Annotated in this window: 14 protein-coding genes; 5 read left to right on the plus strand and 9 right to left on the minus strand. The window is 62.4% G+C overall.

What is annotated here, in order from left to right:
• Nucleotides 1-80 precede the first annotated feature (80 nt).
• Complete coding sequence (gene rmuC, locus CWC48_RS19035; protein ID WP_177409548.1) at nt 81-1,445, plus strand: DNA recombination protein RmuC; 1,365 nt, start codon at nt 81-83, stop codon at nt 1,443-1,445.
• 100 nt (nt 1,446-1,545) lie between these two features.
• Here the strand turns inward: rmuC and CWC48_RS19040 are convergent, their stop codons facing one another.
• The 3 genes from CWC48_RS19040 to CWC48_RS19050 form a co-directional block, all read right to left on the minus strand.
• A complete protein-coding gene (locus CWC48_RS19040) occupies nt 1,546-5,016 on the minus strand; it encodes a PAS domain-containing hybrid sensor histidine kinase/response regulator (protein WP_100492388.1) in 3,471 nt (1,156 codons plus the stop codon).
• 118 nt (nt 5,017-5,134) lie between these two features.
• Nucleotides 5,135-5,518 (minus strand): YbaN family protein, encoded by a 384-nt coding sequence (locus tag CWC48_RS19045; RefSeq protein ID WP_065873769.1) that lies wholly within the window; start codon nt 5,516-5,518, stop codon nt 5,135-5,137.
• A gap of 20 nt (nt 5,519-5,538) precedes the next feature.
• A complete protein-coding gene (locus tag CWC48_RS19050; protein WP_015885221.1) occupies nt 5,539-6,126 on the minus strand; it encodes a YecA family protein in 588 nt (195 codons plus the stop codon).
• Nucleotides 6,127-6,402: 276 nt separating this feature from the next.
• Between CWC48_RS19050 and recQ the strand changes: the two genes are divergently transcribed.
• A complete protein-coding gene (recQ, locus tag CWC48_RS19055; RefSeq protein ID WP_078049641.1) occupies nt 6,403-8,529 on the plus strand; it encodes a DNA helicase RecQ in 2,127 nt (708 codons plus the stop codon).
• Nucleotides 8,530-8,650: 121 nt separating this feature from the next.
• On the plus strand, nt 8,651-9,085 hold the full coding sequence (locus CWC48_RS19060; RefSeq protein ID WP_028617350.1) for a MarR family transcriptional regulator: 435 nt from the start codon (nt 8,651-8,653) through the stop codon (nt 9,083-9,085).
• Nucleotides 9,086-9,219: 134 nt separating this feature from the next.
• Here the strand turns inward: CWC48_RS19060 and CWC48_RS19065 are convergent, their stop codons facing one another.
• Nucleotides 9,220-11,409 carry a patatin-like phospholipase family protein gene (locus CWC48_RS19065; protein ID WP_100492389.1) on the minus strand — a complete coding sequence of 730 codons (2,190 nt, stop codon included), beginning with the start codon at nt 11,407-11,409 and terminating at the stop codon, nt 9,220-9,222.
• An 84-nt stretch (nt 11,410-11,493) separates the two neighbouring features.
• Between CWC48_RS19065 and CWC48_RS19070 the strand changes: the two genes are divergently transcribed.
• Nucleotides 11,494-11,781 (plus strand): SelT/SelW/SelH family protein, encoded by a 288-nt coding sequence (locus tag CWC48_RS19070; protein ID WP_078049639.1) that lies wholly within the window; start codon nt 11,494-11,496, stop codon nt 11,779-11,781.
• A gap of 41 nt (nt 11,782-11,822) precedes the next feature.
• Here the strand turns inward: CWC48_RS19070 and CWC48_RS19075 are convergent, their stop codons facing one another.
• The 3 genes from CWC48_RS19075 to CWC48_RS19085 all read right to left on the minus strand — a co-directional run bounded on the left by CWC48_RS19075 (nt 11,823) and on the right by CWC48_RS19085 (nt 13,965).
• The gene (locus CWC48_RS19075; RefSeq protein WP_078049638.1) at nt 11,823-12,104 is read right to left on the minus strand and encodes a hypothetical protein; all 282 of its coding nucleotides are present in this window, start codon (nt 12,102-12,104) and stop codon (nt 11,823-11,825) included.
• A 127-nt stretch (nt 12,105-12,231) separates the two neighbouring features.
• Nucleotides 12,232-13,116: a DMT family transporter gene (locus tag CWC48_RS19080; protein ID WP_078049637.1), complete on the minus strand. Its 885-nt coding sequence runs from the start codon at nt 13,114-13,116 to the stop codon at nt 12,232-12,234.
• Nucleotides 13,117-13,212: 96 nt separating this feature from the next.
• Nucleotides 13,213-13,965 carry a helix-turn-helix domain-containing protein gene (locus CWC48_RS19085; protein WP_078049636.1) on the minus strand — a complete coding sequence of 251 codons (753 nt, stop codon included), beginning with the start codon at nt 13,963-13,965 and terminating at the stop codon, nt 13,213-13,215.
• A gap of 136 nt (nt 13,966-14,101) precedes the next feature.
• Between CWC48_RS19085 and CWC48_RS19090 the strand changes: the two genes are divergently transcribed.
• A complete protein-coding gene (locus CWC48_RS19090) occupies nt 14,102-14,911 on the plus strand; it encodes a UDP-2,3-diacylglucosamine diphosphatase (protein WP_069077942.1) in 810 nt (269 codons plus the stop codon).
• A gap of 64 nt (nt 14,912-14,975) precedes the next feature.
• Here the strand turns inward: CWC48_RS19090 and CWC48_RS19095 are convergent, their stop codons facing one another.
• The gene (locus CWC48_RS19095) at nt 14,976-16,169 is read right to left on the minus strand and encodes an amino acid aminotransferase (RefSeq protein ID WP_100492390.1); all 1,194 of its coding nucleotides are present in this window, start codon (nt 16,167-16,169) and stop codon (nt 14,976-14,978) included.
• Nucleotides 16,169-16,525 carry a 4a-hydroxytetrahydrobiopterin dehydratase gene (locus tag CWC48_RS19100; RefSeq protein ID WP_010208721.1) on the minus strand — a complete coding sequence of 119 codons (357 nt, stop codon included), beginning with the start codon at nt 16,523-16,525 and terminating at the stop codon, nt 16,169-16,171. The genes CWC48_RS19095 and CWC48_RS19100 overlap by 1 nt, the downstream gene beginning before the upstream one ends.
• Nucleotides 16,526-16,551: the final 26 nt, after the last annotated feature.

Here is a 16,551-nt window from a genome sequence, read left to right on the forward strand (position 1 = left end):
TCGCTGGCGCTGCCGTGCCTTTATTGGCTGTGTGCTGGCAGCTTCAGCGCCGCTTGACCGCGCGCATGACCGGCTGGGAGCTGCTCGAAGAGCGCCTGGCCACTGCACAATTGGCCCAGGAGGGCCTCGCCGCCCAGTTGGATGCCAGTCGTGATGAAATCAGCGACCTGAGCCAAGCCAATGCCGCCAAGCAGGCCGACCTCGCTGCCGTGCGCCGTGAAGTCGAATTGCTGCAGATCGACCGCGACAATGCCCGCGACGCAGCCCACGCCTGGAACCTCGACCGCAGCGCCAAGGAGGCCGAACTGCGCCGGCTTGATGCGTTGGCGGCGGCCTTGCGTGCCGAACTGCGCGAGCAACAGGACAGCCATCAACAGCGCCTCACCGACCTGCAAGGCTCGCGCGATGAGCTGCGCGCGCAATTTGCCGAGCTGGCCGGCAAGATTTTCGATGAGCGTGAACAGCGTTTCGCCGAGACCAGCCAGGAACGCCTGGGCCAGTTGCTCGACCCGCTGAAAGAGCGCATTCAATCGTTCGAAAAACGCGTGGAAGAAAGCTACCAGAACGAGGCGCGTGAGCGGTTTTCCCTGGCCAAGGAGCTTGAACGCCTGCAGCAACTGAACCTGCGTCTGTCAGACGAGGCCACCAACCTCACCCGTGCGCTCAAGGGCCAGAAAACCCAAGGCAACTGGGGTGAACTGATCCTTGAGCGGGTACTTGAGCATGCGGGCCTGGAGAAGGGGCGCGAGTACCAGACCCAAGTGAGCCTCAAAGGCCCGGACGGCGAGCGGTTCCAGCCGGACGTGCTGATCATGCTGCCCGGCGACAAGCAGGTGGTGGTGGACTCCAAGGTCAGCCTCACCGCTTATCAACAGTACGTGGCCGCAGAGGACGACGTGATCGGCCAGGCGGCGTTGAAGCAACACGTGCTGTCGCTGCGTAATCACGTCAAAGGCTTGGCCGGCAAGGATTACAAGCGCCTGGAGGGCCTGCACAGCCTGGATTTCGTGTTGCTGTTCGTGCCTATCGAGGCGGCGTTTTCCGCCGCGCTGCAAGCCGAACCTAACCTGTTCCAGGAAGCGTTCGACCGCCATATCGTTATCGTCAGCCCCACCACCTTGCTCGCCACCCTGCGGGTGATCGACAGCCTGTGGAAGCAGGAGCGCCAGAGCCAGAACGCCCGCGAAATCGCCGAGCGTGCGGGCTGGCTGTACGACAAGTTCGTGCTGTTTATTCAGGACCTTGATGAAGTGGGCAACCGTTTGCAGCAGTTGGATAAGGCTTACAGCGCAGCACGGAACAAGCTGACAGATGGACGCGGAAATCTGGTCAGCCGCACCGAGCAATTGAAGTTGCTCGGTGCGCGCGCCAGTAAAAGCTTGCCGACGGATTTGCTGGAGCGGGCGATGACCGACTCCGATGGTGTAGCGCACCTGCCCGAATAAACGCGGCCATTGTAGGAGCCGGCTTGCCGGCGATGGCGTCGGTACAATCGGCGCCATTCCCAAGGCCCTCATCGCCGGCAAGCAGGCTCCTACAGATGACCTACAGCGGTAGGTGCCGGCTCAGCAACGCCCGCAACGCCGCCGGCTTCACCGGCTTGGCCAAGTAATCCAACCCGGCCGCATGCACCTCGGCCACCATCTCCGGGCGGCCGTCGGCGCTGATCACCACGCCGGGAATCGGCTCGGCCAATTGCGCGCGCAGCCACCCCATCAATTCAGTACCGGTTTCACCGTGGTCCAGGTGGTAGTCCACCAGGGCCAGCTGCGGGCGCACGCCCCCGGCCAGCAACGCCGCGCACTGCGCCTGGTCGGTGGCGGTCCACACTTCGCAGCCCCAGCGCGTCAACAGGCTGCGCATGCCGATCAGGATGCTTTCTTCGTTATCCACGCACAGCACCTGCGCGCCGCTCAACGGCAGGCCGGTTTCCTGGGGTGTCTTGACCTGCGGGCTGGCCTGGTTGCGTGCCAGCGGCACGCGCACGCTGAATACGCTGCCCTTGCCCGGCCACGAGCGCACGCTCAGGCGGTGGCCCAGCACGCGGCACAGGCCGTCGGCGATCGCCAGGCCTAGCCCCAGGCCTTTCTCCGCGCGGGTCTGGTGGCTGTCCAGGCGCTTGAATTCTTCAAAGATCACCTTTTGTTTATCCTGCGGTATCCCCGGGCCACGGTCCCACACTTCCAGGCACAACTCGCCCTTGCGGCGACGTACGCCGAGCAGCACCGGGCCGTCGGCATAACGGAAGGCGTTGGTGAGAAAGTTCTGCAGAATCCGGCGGAGCAACTTGATGTCACTGTCCACGCGTAAATGGCTGCCGCGCAGGCGAAAGCGCAGGCCTTGCTCCTGGGCCAGCGCCTTGAACTCCGCGCCCAAGGTGTCGAACAGCTCATTGAGCACAAAGGGCTGGCGCTGTGGAGTGATCTTGCCGTTTTCCAGGCGCGAGATGTCCAGCAAATCGCTGATCAGGTCTTCGGCAGAACGCAGCGAGCTGTCCAGGTGCTGCACCAATTGCCGGGCTTCGCTGGACAGGCCGTCGTTCTGGTGGGAGAGGGCGGCCGAGAACAGGCGTGCCGCGTTCAGCGGTTGCATCAAGTCATGGCTGACGGCTGCCAGGAAGCGTGTCTTCGACTGGCTGGCGGACTCGGCCACACCCTTGGCGTCGGTGAGCGCTACGTTAAGCTGGGACAGCTCGTGGGTGCGCTCGGTGACCCGCTGCTCCAGGCCTTCGTTGGCTTCGGTGAGTGCCTGTTCAGCTTCGCGGAACGCGGTAATGTCGGTGAAGCTCATGACGAAACCGCCACCGGGCATCGGGTTGCCGATCAGTTCGATCACGCGGCCATTGGGGAATAAACGTTCGGAGGTGTGTGCACGACCCTGGCGCATCCAGTGCAGGCGGCGCGCCACATGCACTTCGGCCTCGCCCGGCCCGCACAGCCCGCGCTCGGCGTTGTAGCGGATGATGTCGGCAATCGGCCGGCCCACGCTGATCAGCCCGTCCGGGTAGTTGAACAGTTCCAGGTAGCGCCGGTTCCAGGCCACCAGCTTGAGCGACTGGTCGACCACGCTGATGCCCTGGGTAATGTTCTCGATCGCGCCTTGCAGCAGCGCGCGGTTGAACTGCAGCACTTCCGACGCTTCGTCGGCGATGCGTACTACATCCTCCAGCTGCATTTCCCGCCCTTCGATGGCGGCTTTCACCACCGCACGGGTCGAGGAAGCCCCGAGTACACCGGCCAGCAAGCGCTCCGTGTGAGCGATCCAATCGTTGTCGGCATTCTGGTTGGGGTTGAAGCCCTTGCCTTGGCGATAGGCGAAGCGGATAAAGCTTTGCTGGGCCCGTTCCTCGCCCACAAAGCGCGCAGCCAGGCTGAGCAAGTCGCTGATCTGCACCGACAACATCGAGCGGGCACTGGCGCGCTGGCTGATTTCCTGGCCGATAAAGCGCCCGGCTTGCCAGTGCTCGGACACCCGCGTGCGCGAGAGCATCGACACCCACACAAACAATGTGAAGTTACCCGCCAGTGAGACCACGGTGCCCAAGGTCAACGAGGTGACGGACAGCCCCAGTGGGTGGGAATGCATCCACGTCAGCCCTGGGAAAAGGCTGAGCGACCAACCCAGGCTTTTCGCCGTCACCGGTAAGACCAAGGTGTAGAACCACAGGAAGGTACCCGCCGCCAGCCCGGCAAATACGCCGCGTCGGTTTGCCTGTTTCCAATACAGCGCACCCAGCATCGCCGGTGCCAATTGGGTCACGGCGGCAAAGGCGATCTGGCCAATGGTCGCCAGGCTCGCAGACGAGCCCAGCAGGCGGTAACTGACGTAGGCCAGCAGCAGGATAATCACGATGCTGACCCGGCGTACCGACAGCATCCAGTGGCGGAACACTTCGAACGGCCGCTCGGCACTGGAACGACGCAACAACCACGGCAGCAGCATGTCGTTGGAGACCATGGTCGACAGCGCGATGCTTGCCACGATCACCATGCCGGTGGCCGCTGAAGCACCGCCGATAAACGCCAGTACGGCCAGCGCCGGGTGGGCTTCAGCCATGGGCAGGCTGATCACGTAGGAGTCCGGCAGTACCGAGCCAGGCAGCATCATCTTGCCGCCCAGGGCGATCGGGACGACAAACAGTGCGGCAAGAATCAGGTAAGCGGGAAACACCCATTTGGCCAGGCGCAGGTCCTGCGGGTCGATGTTCTCGACCACCGTGACATGGAACTGCCGAGGCAGGCAGATAATCGCCATCATGGCCACGCCGGTCTGCACCACCATCGACGGCCAGTTGACGGTCTCCTTCCAGTACTCCTCCAACCTTGGCGCCAGCATGGCTTGGCTGAACAGGTCGCCGAAACCGTCGTACAGGCCGAAGGTCACGAATGCGCCGACAGCCAGAAACGCGAACAGCTTGACCAGGGATTCGAACGCAATCGCCAGCACCATGCCACGGTGGTGTTCCGTGGCGTCGAGGTTGCGCGTACCGAACACAATGGTGAACAGCGCCAGCACCAGCGACACGATCAGCGCGGTGTCCTGGGCGCGGGTACCGGTGGTGTCGGCGCCTGCGCCGATCAGCAGGTTGACCCCCAGCACGATGCCTTTGAGTTGCAGGGCGATATAGGGGAGCACGCCGACCAGGCAGATCAGCGCGACCACCACGGCCAGGGACTGGGATTTGCCGTAGCGCGCCGCGATAAAGTCGGCGATGGAGGTTATGTTTTCCTGCTTGCTGATCAGAATCATCTTCTGCAGCACCCAGGGTGCCAGCACCAGCAGCAGCACGGGGCCTAGGTAGATCGGTAAAAATGCCCACAGCTGTTCAGCGGCTTGGCCCACGGCGCCGAAGAAGGTCCAGCTGGTGCAATAAACCGCCAGCGACAGGCTATACACCCAGGCACGCACGCGCGGCGGCAACGGCGCTCGGCGACGGTCACCGTAGAAGGCGATGGCAAACATAATGGCCATATAGGCCAGGGCAACGGCGGCGATCAGCCCGCTGGACAGCGTCATGGTAACTCCGAGCATGGGAACACCCGGGCATTCCAGGCCCGGTTGGACAGTCTCGCATGATGCCTGGGGTTAGTCAGTGTCGACCAAGGTCGTGTGGGATCGAATGTCGCAGGGGCGTTCAGCGCGGTGGCAGGGTTTTCTGGCGCAGGATGTAGATCGTCACCAGCACGGCACTGGTCAGCATGAAGCCGCGCGCCCAGGGCAGCGGTACTAGATAGCAGGACACGCTGATGCTCAGCCACATTAAACCGATGGCGTAGACCTTGCCTTTGAGGGGGATACCGTTGCCGTCCAGGTAATCGCGGATCCACGGGCCCAGGCGCGGGTGTTGCACCAGCCAGTGGTAGAAGCGCGGGGAGCTTCGAGCGAAGCAGGCGGCGGCGAGCAGCAGGAAGGGCGTGGTCGGCAATACCGGTAGGAAAATGCCGATCACCCCCAGCGCTACGCTCAACCAGCCGATGGCCAGCAGCACGTAGCGCAGGAGCAGCGAACGATTGCCCATGGGTGTCACGGGCAAGCGACTCAGTGGTGACGTGGCTTGAGGATCGCCGGTTTTTCGTCAGGGGCGTTGCACAGCAGGTACAGGGCGGTGAGGGCTTCCGGGATCTGTACGATCATGTCGTCCATCAGGTTGGCGTCGGCGGCGATGTCGGAGAACTCCGGCTGGTCGTCGAACAGGCCCGAACCGACCATGATCGGCAGCAGCATTTCGCTGACTTCTTCCTCGGCGGTTTCGAACCAGGCGGCTTCGCGCAGGAACACGCCTTCCATGAAGCCGATGCACCAGCCGCGCAGGTCGGAGTCATCCGGCTCTTCACCCAGGTCCAGCTCGCATGGCAGCTCGAATTCTTCGTCGGAGGCCAGTTGGCGACCGATGTGGGCCTTGAGGGCCAGCAGGGTGGATTCGATTTCTTCGCGTTGGGCGGCGTCGGCGTAGTGCGGCTCCTCGGCGAACAGTGCGTCGATCCATTCACGGTCGGGCACGACCTCGGAGCAGATCGACAGGGCGGTCAGGTAGCCGTGGGCGGCCACGTAGTCCAGCGCCTCGTCATGCAGCTCATCGGCGTCGAGGAAGGCTTGCAGGCGGGTTAGTTGCTCAGCGAAGGACATTGAAGGACTACCTTGGGAATAAACGATGCTGAATTCTAGGCCTTCTTGAGCGCCCAGGCCAGCCACACTGCATATTTGCCAGGTTTTAGATAGCGTTCGCTGTTCGTCAGTGGCGCCCTTTGCCGCGTATCGCTCGGGTATACTGCCGCGTTTTGTGATGCCCTTGCAGGCCAAGCGCCAGTCCGAGAAAACTTCGCTTACGGATTATTTCCCGTGAACGCGCATTTTTTCGGCCAGCCTGTACAGAGGGATTTCGGCACTATTTTGGAGTTTTACATGCTCGAGCAGGCACAACGCGTCCTCAAGGACATCTTCGGCTACGACAGTTTTCGTGGCCGCCAGGGTGCGATCATTGAGCGCGTGGCCAGTGGCGGTGACGCACTGGTACTGATGCCTACCGGTGGCGGCAAGTCGTTGTGCTTCCAGGTGCCGGCGCTGTTGCGCAATGGCTTGGCTGTGGTGGTGTCGCCGCTGATCGCGCTGATGGACGATCAGGTCGCCACCCTCGAAGAGCTGGGCGTTGCCGCGGCGTCCTTGAACTCCACCCTCAGCGCCGAGCAGCAACGCGACCTGGCCGCGCGGATCAAGCGCGGTGAAGTGAAGATGCTCTACCTGGCCCCCGAGCGCTTGGTGCAGCCGCGCATGCTGGCCTTTTTGCAGAGCCTGGAAATTGCCCTGTTCGCCATCGACGAAGCCCACTGCGTGTCGCAATGGGGACACGATTTTCGCCGCGAATACCTGCAGCTCGGCCAACTGGCGGAGCTGTTTCCCGATGTGCCGCGCATTGCCCTGACCGCCACCGCCGACAAGCGCACCCGCGAAGAAATCGTCGAGCGCCTGCATCTGCAGAACGCCGAGCGCTTCCTGTCGAGTTTTGACCGGCCAAATATCTTCTACCGCATCGTGCCCAAGGAGCAGCCGCGCAAGCAATTGCTGGCGTTCCTCTCCGAGCGGCGCAGCGATGCGGGCATTGTCTATTGCCTGTCGCGCAAGAAGGTCGATGAAGTGGCTGCGTTCCTCTGCGAGCAGGGCTACCCGGCGCTGCCGTACCACGCCGGCCTGCCCAACGAAACGCGGTCGGCTCACCAGAAGCGCTTCCTCAACGAGGAAGGCCTGATCATGGTGGCCACCATCGCGTTCGGCATGGGCATCGACAAATCCAACGTGCGTTTCGTGGCGCACATGGATTTGCCCAAATCCCTGGAGGCGTACTACCAGGAAACCGGTCGCGCCGGCCGGGATGGCCTGCCTGCGGATGCCTGGATGGTCTACGGCCTGCAGGATGTAGTGATGCTCAAGCAGATGTTGCAGAACTCCGAAGGCGACGAGCGTCACAAGCGCCTTGAGCAGCACAAGCTCGACGCGATGCTCTCGCTGTGCGAGGAAACCCGTTGCCGCCGCCAGACCTTGCTGGCCTACTTCGACGAAGACATGCCTGAACCTTGTGGTCATTGCGATAACTGCGTCGACGGTGTGCAGACCTGGGATGCCACCGAGCCGGCGCGTCAGGGCTTGTCCGCCATCTACCGCACCGGCCAGCGCTATGGTGTCGGTCACCTGGTGGATGTACTGCTGGGCAAGGACAACGAGAAAGTCCGCAGCTTCGGCCACGAGAAACTCTCGGTCTACGGCGTCGGCAAGGCCCGCGCTGAAGGCGAGTGGCGCTCGCTGTTCCGGCAGATGGTTGCGCGCGGCCTGGTGGACATCGACATCGAGGGCTACGGCGGGTTGCGCTTGAATGACAGTTGCCGGCCGTTGCTCAAGGGCGAAGTCAGCCTGGAACTGCGCCGCGACCTCAAGCCGCAGACCACCGCCAAGAGCAGCACCAGCCAAGCCAGCCAACTGGTGCGTGGCGAAGAGCGCGAGCAGTGGGAAGCCTTGCGCACCCTGCGACGCAAACTGGCGCAGGAACACAGCGTGCCGCCGTACGTTATTTTCCCCGACTCCACCCTGCTGGAAATGCTGCGCGAGCAACCCACCACCATGGCCGAGATGGCGCGCGTCAGCGGTGTGGGTGCGCGCAAGCTGGAGCGTTACGGCCAGGCCTTCCTCGAAGTGCTCGGCGGCCAGGCCGAAGCGCCGAAGGAAGTCGCCGATATCCGCCACGAACTGATCAGCCTGGCACGTGCCGGCATGACCCCGATCCAGATCGCGGGTCAACTGCAATGCTCGGAGAAAAACGTCTACACCTTGCTCGCCGAATCCATCGGCAAGCAGCAACTCTCGTTGGAGCAGGCGCTTGATTTGCCGGAGGATTTACTCGGCGAAATCCAGGACGCGTTCCTCGACGGAGAAGGCGAATTGCCACCGGTGGCGGAGATTGCGCCGCTGTTTACGGGTCGCGTTCCGGAGGGTGTTTTGTACTGCGTAAGGGCGGCTTTGCAGTCCGAATTCGAAATTTAGTGCGTCAATTAGGACAATGTAACGAATCAGTACATAGCAACTCTTGCCTATGGGCAAAGCTCATGCTTAGCTGACTAATAATTAGCCACACTTTATTTTCAGTCTAAAACATGAGTTTTTTATGCCGTTAACCGATCAACACCGATTTGGCATGCAACTGGCGCAAATGTCCCGAGGTTGGCGTGCCGAACTGGACCGTCGCCTGGCCGGGCTAGGCCTGTCCCAGGCGCGCTGGCTGGTGCTGCTGCACCTCGCTCGTTTTGAAGAAGCACCCACCCAGCGTGAGCTGGCGCAAAGCGTCGGCGTCGAAGGGCCAACCCTGGCCCGTCTGCTGGACAGCCTTGAAGGCCAGGGCCTGGTGCAACGCCAAGCCGTGGTGGAAGACCGCCGTGCCAAGCGCATCCTGCTGTGCGATACCGCCCGGCCGCTGATCGAACAAATCGAAACCATCGCCACCGCCCTGCGCCATGAGCTGTTCGTAGGCGTGGACGAAGCCGACTTGAGCGTGTGCATGCGCGTGCATGGGCACATCCTGGCTAACTTGGAAAAATCCTGACCTTGCATATGCCGCAGGTCGAAAATGTGGGAACTGGCTTGCCTGCGATAGCATCACCTCGAAGCAACTGAAAAAATCGAGGTGCCTGCATCGCAGGCAAGCCAGCTCCCACATTAGTTTTGCGAACGCCCTTTTTAGAACGTCTGCCCCAGGTTCAGGTACACCGCCTTCTGATTGTCATCGTTGAACCCATAACTGAAATTCAGCGGCCCCAACGGTGTATCAAAGCCCAGGAAAATACTCGCCGCGTTGATGTAGCCGCTGTCGAATTCATTGTCGTTGTTCCACGCCCGGCCGCGTTCCAGTGACGCACCCAGGTACAGCGGGAAGTCCAGCGGCAGGTACGAACGTGGTGTGAGCCGGCGGTAGTACACGGCCCGCATCAGGCTGATGTTCTGGCCCGAGATTGCATCCTGGCGAAAGCCCGACAGCTGCCGCGCACCGCCCAGCAGGAAGCTGGAAATCACCACGTCCGAATCATCCAGGGTGCGCCCGTAGCGTCCACCCAGCACCAGGGTGTCCGGGCCATGGCTCATGGCCTTGTCCAGCTTGAACTCCCATTGGCGGTAGCGTTGGTCCGAGCCCAGCCCCGGTTCGAATTCGCGGTAGGCCAGGCCGATGTCTTCGCCGGTATGGGGGAAGTACACGTTGTCCAGAGAATCGAAGGAGTACTTCAGTTCGTAGAAGCCTTCGCTGAAACTCACGCTGGGCAGGTCGCGGTCGCCGATGCGCACATCCGCCTTGCCCCAGGCTTCACCGACGCCAAAGCGGATCTCGCCGCTGTTGCCAATCTGGCGGCCGACGTTCAAGCCGAAACCGTAGCGTTCCAGGCGGTATTCGGAGATGGGGTCGTTGTCCAGGATCAGCTCGACGTTCTGTGCCTGGGCACTGATGTAGGGGGCGACAAAGTAGCGCGAGCCGGTGTCCATCGGCTGGTAGAACTCGCTGTACAGCTCTTGCCGATCACCGATCTGCACCCGCGTCAGCCATTCGGCGCCCAGGCGGTTGATGCCGTTCATGCGGTAGCTGGCGCCGAGGTTGAAGGCGCTGTCGCCGCGCATGTCATCCGACAGGTTCAGGCCCAGGCGCAGGTAATCGGTGCCGCTGCGTTTGCCGCGCGCGCTGATCACCAGGGTGTTGTCCTGGCCTTTCTTGACCACGCGGTACTGCACCTGCTCGAAGTAGTCCAGGCCGTACAAGGTGCCCATGTCTGACTGCAGGCGGCCCAGGTTCAACGGCTCGCCCAGGGGTTGGCGGATGTGGTAGCGAATCACGTCGTCGCTGACTTTCGAATCGTTTTCCACGTTGATGGCGGTGATCACTGGCGTGCGCTCGCCCGGAGTGCGGGCCGCCACCAGTTGCGGGTCGATCGGTTCGGTGGGGCGCAGGTGGGCCAGGCGTGCATCAAGGGCGCGGGTGGCGCGGTAGCCGGCGTCGATCATGTCCTTGGCGCGGCCGAAGTCGGTCACGCCATAGGCGGCGAGGGGCGGCTGGATCAGCACGTCCTTGGGGTGCAGATCCTTGAGCTGTTCCTCGGAGTTGCGCCGGGTCATCAAGGTGATGGACTGGTTGAGCACGTCCACCACCGTCGCCAGTTGCTTGCGCGAGCGCAGTGGGGTGCCGATGTCGACGACGATGGCGATATCCACGCCCATTTCCCGCGCCACATCCAGCGGGATGTTGTCGGTCATGCCGCCGTCCACCAGCAGCCGGCCATCCAGTTCTACCGGGGCAAATACCGCCGGGATCGACATGCTGGCGCGGATTACCTGGGGCAGGTGGCCCTTGCGGAACACCACCTTCTCGCCGGTGGTGATGTCGGTTGCCACCGCGCGGAAGGGGATAGGCAGCTTGTCGAAGTTACGCGTGTCGCTGCTGTGGGCGAACATGCTTTCCAGCAGCAGCGCCAGGTTCTGACCCTGGATCACCCCCAGTGGCAGGCCCAGGCTGCCGTCGTCGCGGAAGCTGAGTTTCTGTTTGACCAGGAAATCCCGGTCATCCTGCTTGCGCCGGAACGGCACATCTTCCCGAGGCGGCGCGTCGGACAGGGCCTGTTGCCAATCAATATTGAGCGCCAGTTTTTCCAGCTCGTCGATCTTGTACCCCGACGCGTACAGCCCACCGATCACCGCGCCCATGCTGGTGCCGGCAATCGCATCGATCTGGATGCCTTGCTCTTCCAGCGCCTTGAGCACGCCGATATGGGCCAGCCCACGGGCGGCGCCGCCGGACAGCACCAGGCCGACTTTCGGGCGTGGCGGTTCGACGGCGTCGGCAACAAAAGGAAGTAGGCACAGAAACAGGCAGGACAGCAGACGGCGCATCATGAATCTCGAGGCTGGGCGATAAAGGCCGGTATTATAGCCACTCGATCCACCGAGCCCGTTATGCCAGGAGCCTCTCTAATTATGTCGTCGATTAAACCCGAGATCGTCATCACCTATTGCACCCAGTGCCAGTGGCTGCTGCGCGCGGCGTGGCTGGCGCAGGAACTGCTGAGTACGTTTGCCGATGACCTGGGCAAGGTGTCGCTGGCGCCGGCCACCGGTGGCACGTTTCGTATCACTTGTGATGGCGTGCAGATTTGGGAGCGCAAGGCCGACGGTGGCTTCCCGGAAGCCAAGGTGCTCAAGCAGCGCGTACGTGACCAGATCGACCCGCAGCGTGACCTGGGACACAACGACCGTACGCAGTAGGCGTCACCGCCGTGTGAGGGCGGTGACCCTGCAGGGTGGAATTATTTGGCGGCCATCTTTTGCTTGATGAAACCAACCAGCCAAGTCAGTACCAGCCCGCCGACACCACCGCCGACAATGTTGCTGCCGACCGCCGCCACATCCAGCGCTTCACCACCGGAGGTGCCAGTGAATAGCGCCAGGATTTGGCCCAGGATCAGCCCGCCAATACCACCGATAAACGTATTGAGACCGGTACCCAGGCTTTGTTTGGTCATGCCGGCCAGATTGCCGCCGACGGCACCGCTGATGATCTGCACCAACAAGTTTATGAGCATTTCCATAGTGAAACCCCTGCATGCGTTAATGGAGTGACCACTCGCTTGCAGCAACTTCAACTGGCATGGCTGTCGTCGAGGAGTCTGTATCCGTTGAACGACGACAAACTGTTGCGGATGTTCAAAGTGTAGATCAAGCCGTTGCAGCGGGTTGTTTGGCCTGGCTGGCACCGCCCATCAACCCGGAAAGCACGATTGCGACGATGATCAGCACGCCGCCCAACAGCATGCGCAGTGTCGGGGTTTCGGCGAACAGCAGCCAGGCCGCGGTGATGCCGTAGACCGGCTCCATGGCAAACACCACCGAGGCGGTGCGCGCCTTGATCACCGCGAGGCTGGCGACAAACAGGCTGTGGGCCAGGCCGGTGCAGAACACACCGAGCAAGCCGATCCACAGCCAGTCGATTGCGCGCACCTCGGTCAGCCCTGGTGCCGCCACGGGCAGCAGGCACAAGGCGACCACCACGTTCTGGCACAACGCCGCTTGCACCGCCGGGATGCGTCCGGAACTGGCACGGTTGTTCAGCGACAACAGCGAAAACAGCAGCCCCGAGGCGATCCCCCAGAGCAACCCACCGGTGGCTTCGCTGGCGAGGTTGAAGTCCGGGGTCACCAACACCAGGCCGATGCTGACCAGCACCACCAGCAGCACTTCGTTGGCGCGGATGCGCTCGCGGAATATCAGCCCTTCGAGGATCACGGTAAAGGCCGGGAATGCGGTAAAGCCCAGGGTTGCGACGGCCACGCCGGCAACTTTTACCGCAATAAAGAAGGTGACCCAGTGTGCCGCCAGCAAGACACCGCTGAGCAGCAGCCGGCGCCAGTCGCGCAGTTCCAGCTTTTTCCACGCCGTGTTGCTGGCGAACCGGGCAAAGACAGCCAGGGCCACCACGGCAAACACCGCGCGACCAAACACGATGATGGCTGGCGAGGCGGCCGCCAGTTTGCCGAACACGCCGGTGAGGCCAAACATCAATGCGCCGATATGCAGGGCGCCGAGGGCTGAGCGGGGAGTCATTGCGGTCCTTGAGTCAGGCGGGTGACAGAAGCGCAGTCTAGTGGCTCCGTCGTGCAGGCGTCTGTCGTCCGGCTCGCGATTTTTATCGCAAGGCTCTTACTGCGCGTTGCGCCGCAATGCGCCTGGCGAGGCGCCAAACTCACGCAGCATCGCGGCAGCAAAGGCACTTTGCGAGGTGTAGCCGACGCGGTCGGCGATTTCACCAATGGGCAAAGGGGTTTTGCGCAGCAGGTCCAGGGCCATTTGCAGGCGGCGACTGCGGATATAGTCCATGGGCGTTTGCCCGCATTCGGTCACGAAGCGTGCGTGTAAACGCGCCACCGACAGGTCGGCGATACGCGCCAGGTCTGCCACCTGCAACGGGTGCGCAACATGACGCTCGATGTGCGCATTGAACGCCGCATACGGCAGGCGTCGCCCCGGCAGTGGTTGAGCCAGCGGATGATTGAGGCTGGCCAGTAACAGCACCGCGCCCTGCTGGACGATCAGCGGGTCATCCACCGGGCTCTGCGCCAGCCAGTGCACCAACTGGCTTTGCCGCGTGTCCAGGGCCAACCGCGTGGGTTGGTCGAGCAGGCGGCGACTGGCCTCGGCATGTTCGCCCAAGGATTGCAGCACCCAGTGCTCGGTGGGCACGTCCAGCACCAGGCAGCGGCTGCCATCGCGACTGCCGCACGCATGGTGGGCGGAGAAGGGCAGCACCATCACGCTGCTTTCGCGCACTTGGCTGCCACGCCCATCGACTTCCAGGTCCAAATGCCCGGACAGGCCGAACACCAACTGCGCATGGTCATGGCTGTGGGCGAGCGGCGCTTCGGTGTAGTGGCGCAGCGTGAGAGTGGGGCTCATCGCGGTCTCCTTGGGTGCTGGCGCCAGTCTACAACGCTTCGCGGTCTGCGGGCGCTGTCATCAGACTGACGCACTTCTGTCATGGGCTATTAATCGCCAGGGCGCAAGCTCGCGAAAACACCGTCGAGGGACGCCCATGACCAGTGCCGAATTCACCAAGCCCAGCCGCAAGCAACGGGTTCGTACCCTGTGGATTTCCGATGTGCACCTGGGCACCCGGGATTGCCAGGCCGAACATTTGTCGCAGTTCCTCAAGGGATACCACGCGGACAAGGTCTACCTGGTCGGCGACATCATTGATGGCTGGAAGCTGCGCGGCGGGATGTATTGGCCCCAAGCCCACACCAACGTGATCCGTCGCCTGCTGACCATGGCCAAGCGCGGCACCGAGGTGATCTACGTCACCGGCAACCACGACGAGTTCCTGCGCCGCTATTCCAAGCTGATCCTGGGCAATATCCAGTTGGTGGACGAGGCCGTGCACGTGACTGCCGATGGCCGGCATTTGTTGGTGATCCACGGCGATCAGTTTGATGTGATCACCCGCTACCACCGCTGGCTGGCGTTCCTTGGCGACTCAGCCTACGAGTTCACCCTCACGCTGAACCGTTGGCTGAACCATTGGCGTGCGCGCTATGGCTATGGCTATTGGTCGCTGTCGGCGTACCTCAAGCACAAGGTCAAGACAGCGGTGAACTTCATCAGTGATTTCGAAGAAGCCATCGCCCACGAAGTGACCAAGCGCGAGTTGCACGGCGTGGTGTGCGGGCATATCCACCATGCGGAGATTCGCAAGGTGGGCGAGGTGGATTACCTCAACTGCGGGGATTGGGTGGAGTCGTGCACGGCATTGATCGAGCACTGGGATGGGAGTATCGAGTTGTATCGGTTGGCGGATGCGCAGGCCAAAGAGGCTCTGCTGAAAGCAGAAATGGTCGCAGGTTAAAGGATTCACAAGGTCAAACTGTGGGAGCAGGCAAGCCAGCTCCCACAGTTTTGACTCGGTTTCTTCAGTTGGAGACGTCGGCGATGGCTTGAGCCAGCAACGCCAATCGCGTCGCATCTATCCCCGCCACGTTGGCCCGCCCCGAACTCACCATGTACACGCTGTGCTTCTCCCGCAGTTGCTTAACCTGCTCGGCACTCAAGCCGGTGTAGGAGAACATCCCACGCTGCGCCCCGATGTGTGCAAATCGCTCCGACAGGCCATGGGGTGCCAACGCTTCCACCAGTCCGGAGCGCAGGTGTGCAATGCGCGAGCGCATGGCTTCGACCTCGTCGCTCCATAGCGTTTTCAGCTCGGCGTCGCCCAGGATGGTCGCCACCACTGCGGCGCCATGATCCGGTGGCGTCGACCACAGGTTACGCGCCGTGTTAGCCAACTGGCTGCGCACATCCGTCAGTTTCTCGGCATCCGCCGCGCACACGATCAATGCGCCGACACGGTCGCTGTACAGGCCGAAGTTCTTCGAGCAGGAACTGGTGACCAGCACTTCCGGCAACTCGGCCGCAAACAGCCGCACCGCCCAGGCGTCCTGCTCCAGGCCGTCGCCAAAGCCCTGGTAGGCAAAGTCGATCAGCGGCAGCAACTGGCGTTCGCGCACGATCTGCAGCACTTGGCGCCAGTCATCCTGTGACAGGTCGAAACCGGTCGGGTTGTGGCAGCAGGCGTGCAATAGCACGACGTCGCCCTTGGGCACAGTGGACAGGGTGGCGAGCATCGCCGCCACGTCCAGGCGGTTATCAGCGCCCACGTAAGGATAATGGCTGACCGGAATGCCGGCCTTGGCGAAGATGGTTTCGTGGATCGGCCAGGTCGGGTTGCTCAGCCATACGCCGCGACCAGGCAGGTTTTGCGCGATGAAGTCGGCGCTCAGGCGCAGGGCGCCGGTGCCGCCTGGGGTCTGGGTGGCGCCGGCACGGCGTTCGCGGATCAGCGCGGAGTCCGCGCCGAGTACCAGCTCGCTGATCAGCTTGCCGAACGCGGCGTTGCCGTGGCCGCCGATGTAGGTCTTGGTGGCCTGGGTATCGACCAGGCGCTGCTCGGCCAGCTTGACCGAGTGCGGAATGGGCGTCAGGCCTTGGTCATCCTTGTAGACGCCAACACCCAGATCGAATTTGTTCGGGTTGGTGTCCTGGGCATACAGGTCCATCAGCCCGAGGATCGGGTCGCCGGGTACGCGGCCAATGGCATCGAAATGCATTACTTGCGGCCCTCGGCGTCCTTGGCCACTTCGTCGGTGCGCGCGGCCATGATGAAGTCGTTGCGGTGCAGGCCCTTGATGGAGTGGCTCCACCAGGTCACGGTGACTTTGCCCCACTCGGTGAGCAGGCCTGGGTGATGGCCTTCGGCCTCGGAGATTTCACCCATGGCGTTGGTGAAGGCCAGGGCAAATTTGAAGTTCTTGAACAGGAAGACCTTTTCCAATTGCATCACACCGTCACGGACTTCGATGTTCCAGTCGGGGATCTGCTTGAGCAGTACCGGCAGTTCTTCGTCGCTGACTTGAGGGGCATCGGCACGGCAGGCTTCGCAGTGGGCTTGGTTCAAGGTGGTCATGGGGGTGTCCTGAATTCGAATGTTGA

Source organism: Pseudomonas sp. S10E 269, from assembly GCF_002798465.1.
Taxonomy (GTDB): Bacteria; Pseudomonadota; Gammaproteobacteria; order Pseudomonadales; family Pseudomonadaceae; genus Aquipseudomonas; species Aquipseudomonas pergaminensis.

Excerpts from the sequence above, each read along its gene's own strand:
- CWC48_RS19060 (WP_028617350.1), top strand. The coding sequence starts at position 8,651 with ATGCCGTTAACCGATCAACACCGATTTGGCATGCAACTGGCGCAAATG.
- CWC48_RS19100 (WP_010208721.1), bottom strand. The coding sequence starts at position 16,525 with ATGACCACCTTGAACCAAGCCCACTGCGAAGCCTGCCGTGCCGATGCC.
- recQ (WP_078049641.1), top strand. The coding sequence starts at position 6,403 with ATGCTCGAGCAGGCACAACGCGTCCTCAAGGACATCTTCGGCTACGAC.
- CWC48_RS19075 (WP_078049638.1), bottom strand. The coding sequence starts at position 12,104 with ATGGAAATGCTCATAAACTTGTTGGTGCAGATCATCAGCGGTGCCGTC.
- CWC48_RS19040 (WP_100492388.1), bottom strand. The coding sequence starts at position 5,016 with ATGACGCTGTCCAGCGGGCTGATCGCCGCCGTTGCCCTGGCCTATATG.
- CWC48_RS19080 (WP_078049637.1), bottom strand. The coding sequence starts at position 13,116 with ATGACTCCCCGCTCAGCCCTCGGCGCCCTGCATATCGGCGCATTGATG.
- CWC48_RS19085 (WP_078049636.1), bottom strand. The coding sequence starts at position 13,965 with ATGAGCCCCACTCTCACGCTGCGCCACTACACCGAAGCGCCGCTCGCC.
- CWC48_RS19070 (WP_078049639.1), top strand. The coding sequence starts at position 11,494 with ATGTCGTCGATTAAACCCGAGATCGTCATCACCTATTGCACCCAGTGC.
- CWC48_RS19045 (WP_065873769.1), bottom strand. The coding sequence starts at position 5,518 with ATGGGCAATCGTTCGCTGCTCCTGCGCTACGTGCTGCTGGCCATCGGC.
- CWC48_RS19095 (WP_100492390.1), bottom strand. The coding sequence starts at position 16,169 with ATGCATTTCGATGCCATTGGCCGCGTACCCGGCGACCCGATCCTCGGG.
- CWC48_RS19050 (WP_015885221.1), bottom strand. The coding sequence starts at position 6,126 with ATGTCCTTCGCTGAGCAACTAACCCGCCTGCAAGCCTTCCTCGACGCC.
- CWC48_RS19065 (WP_100492389.1), bottom strand. The coding sequence starts at position 11,409 with ATGCGCCGTCTGCTGTCCTGCCTGTTTCTGTGCCTACTTCCTTTTGTT.
- CWC48_RS19090 (WP_069077942.1), top strand. The coding sequence starts at position 14,102 with ATGACCAGTGCCGAATTCACCAAGCCCAGCCGCAAGCAACGGGTTCGT.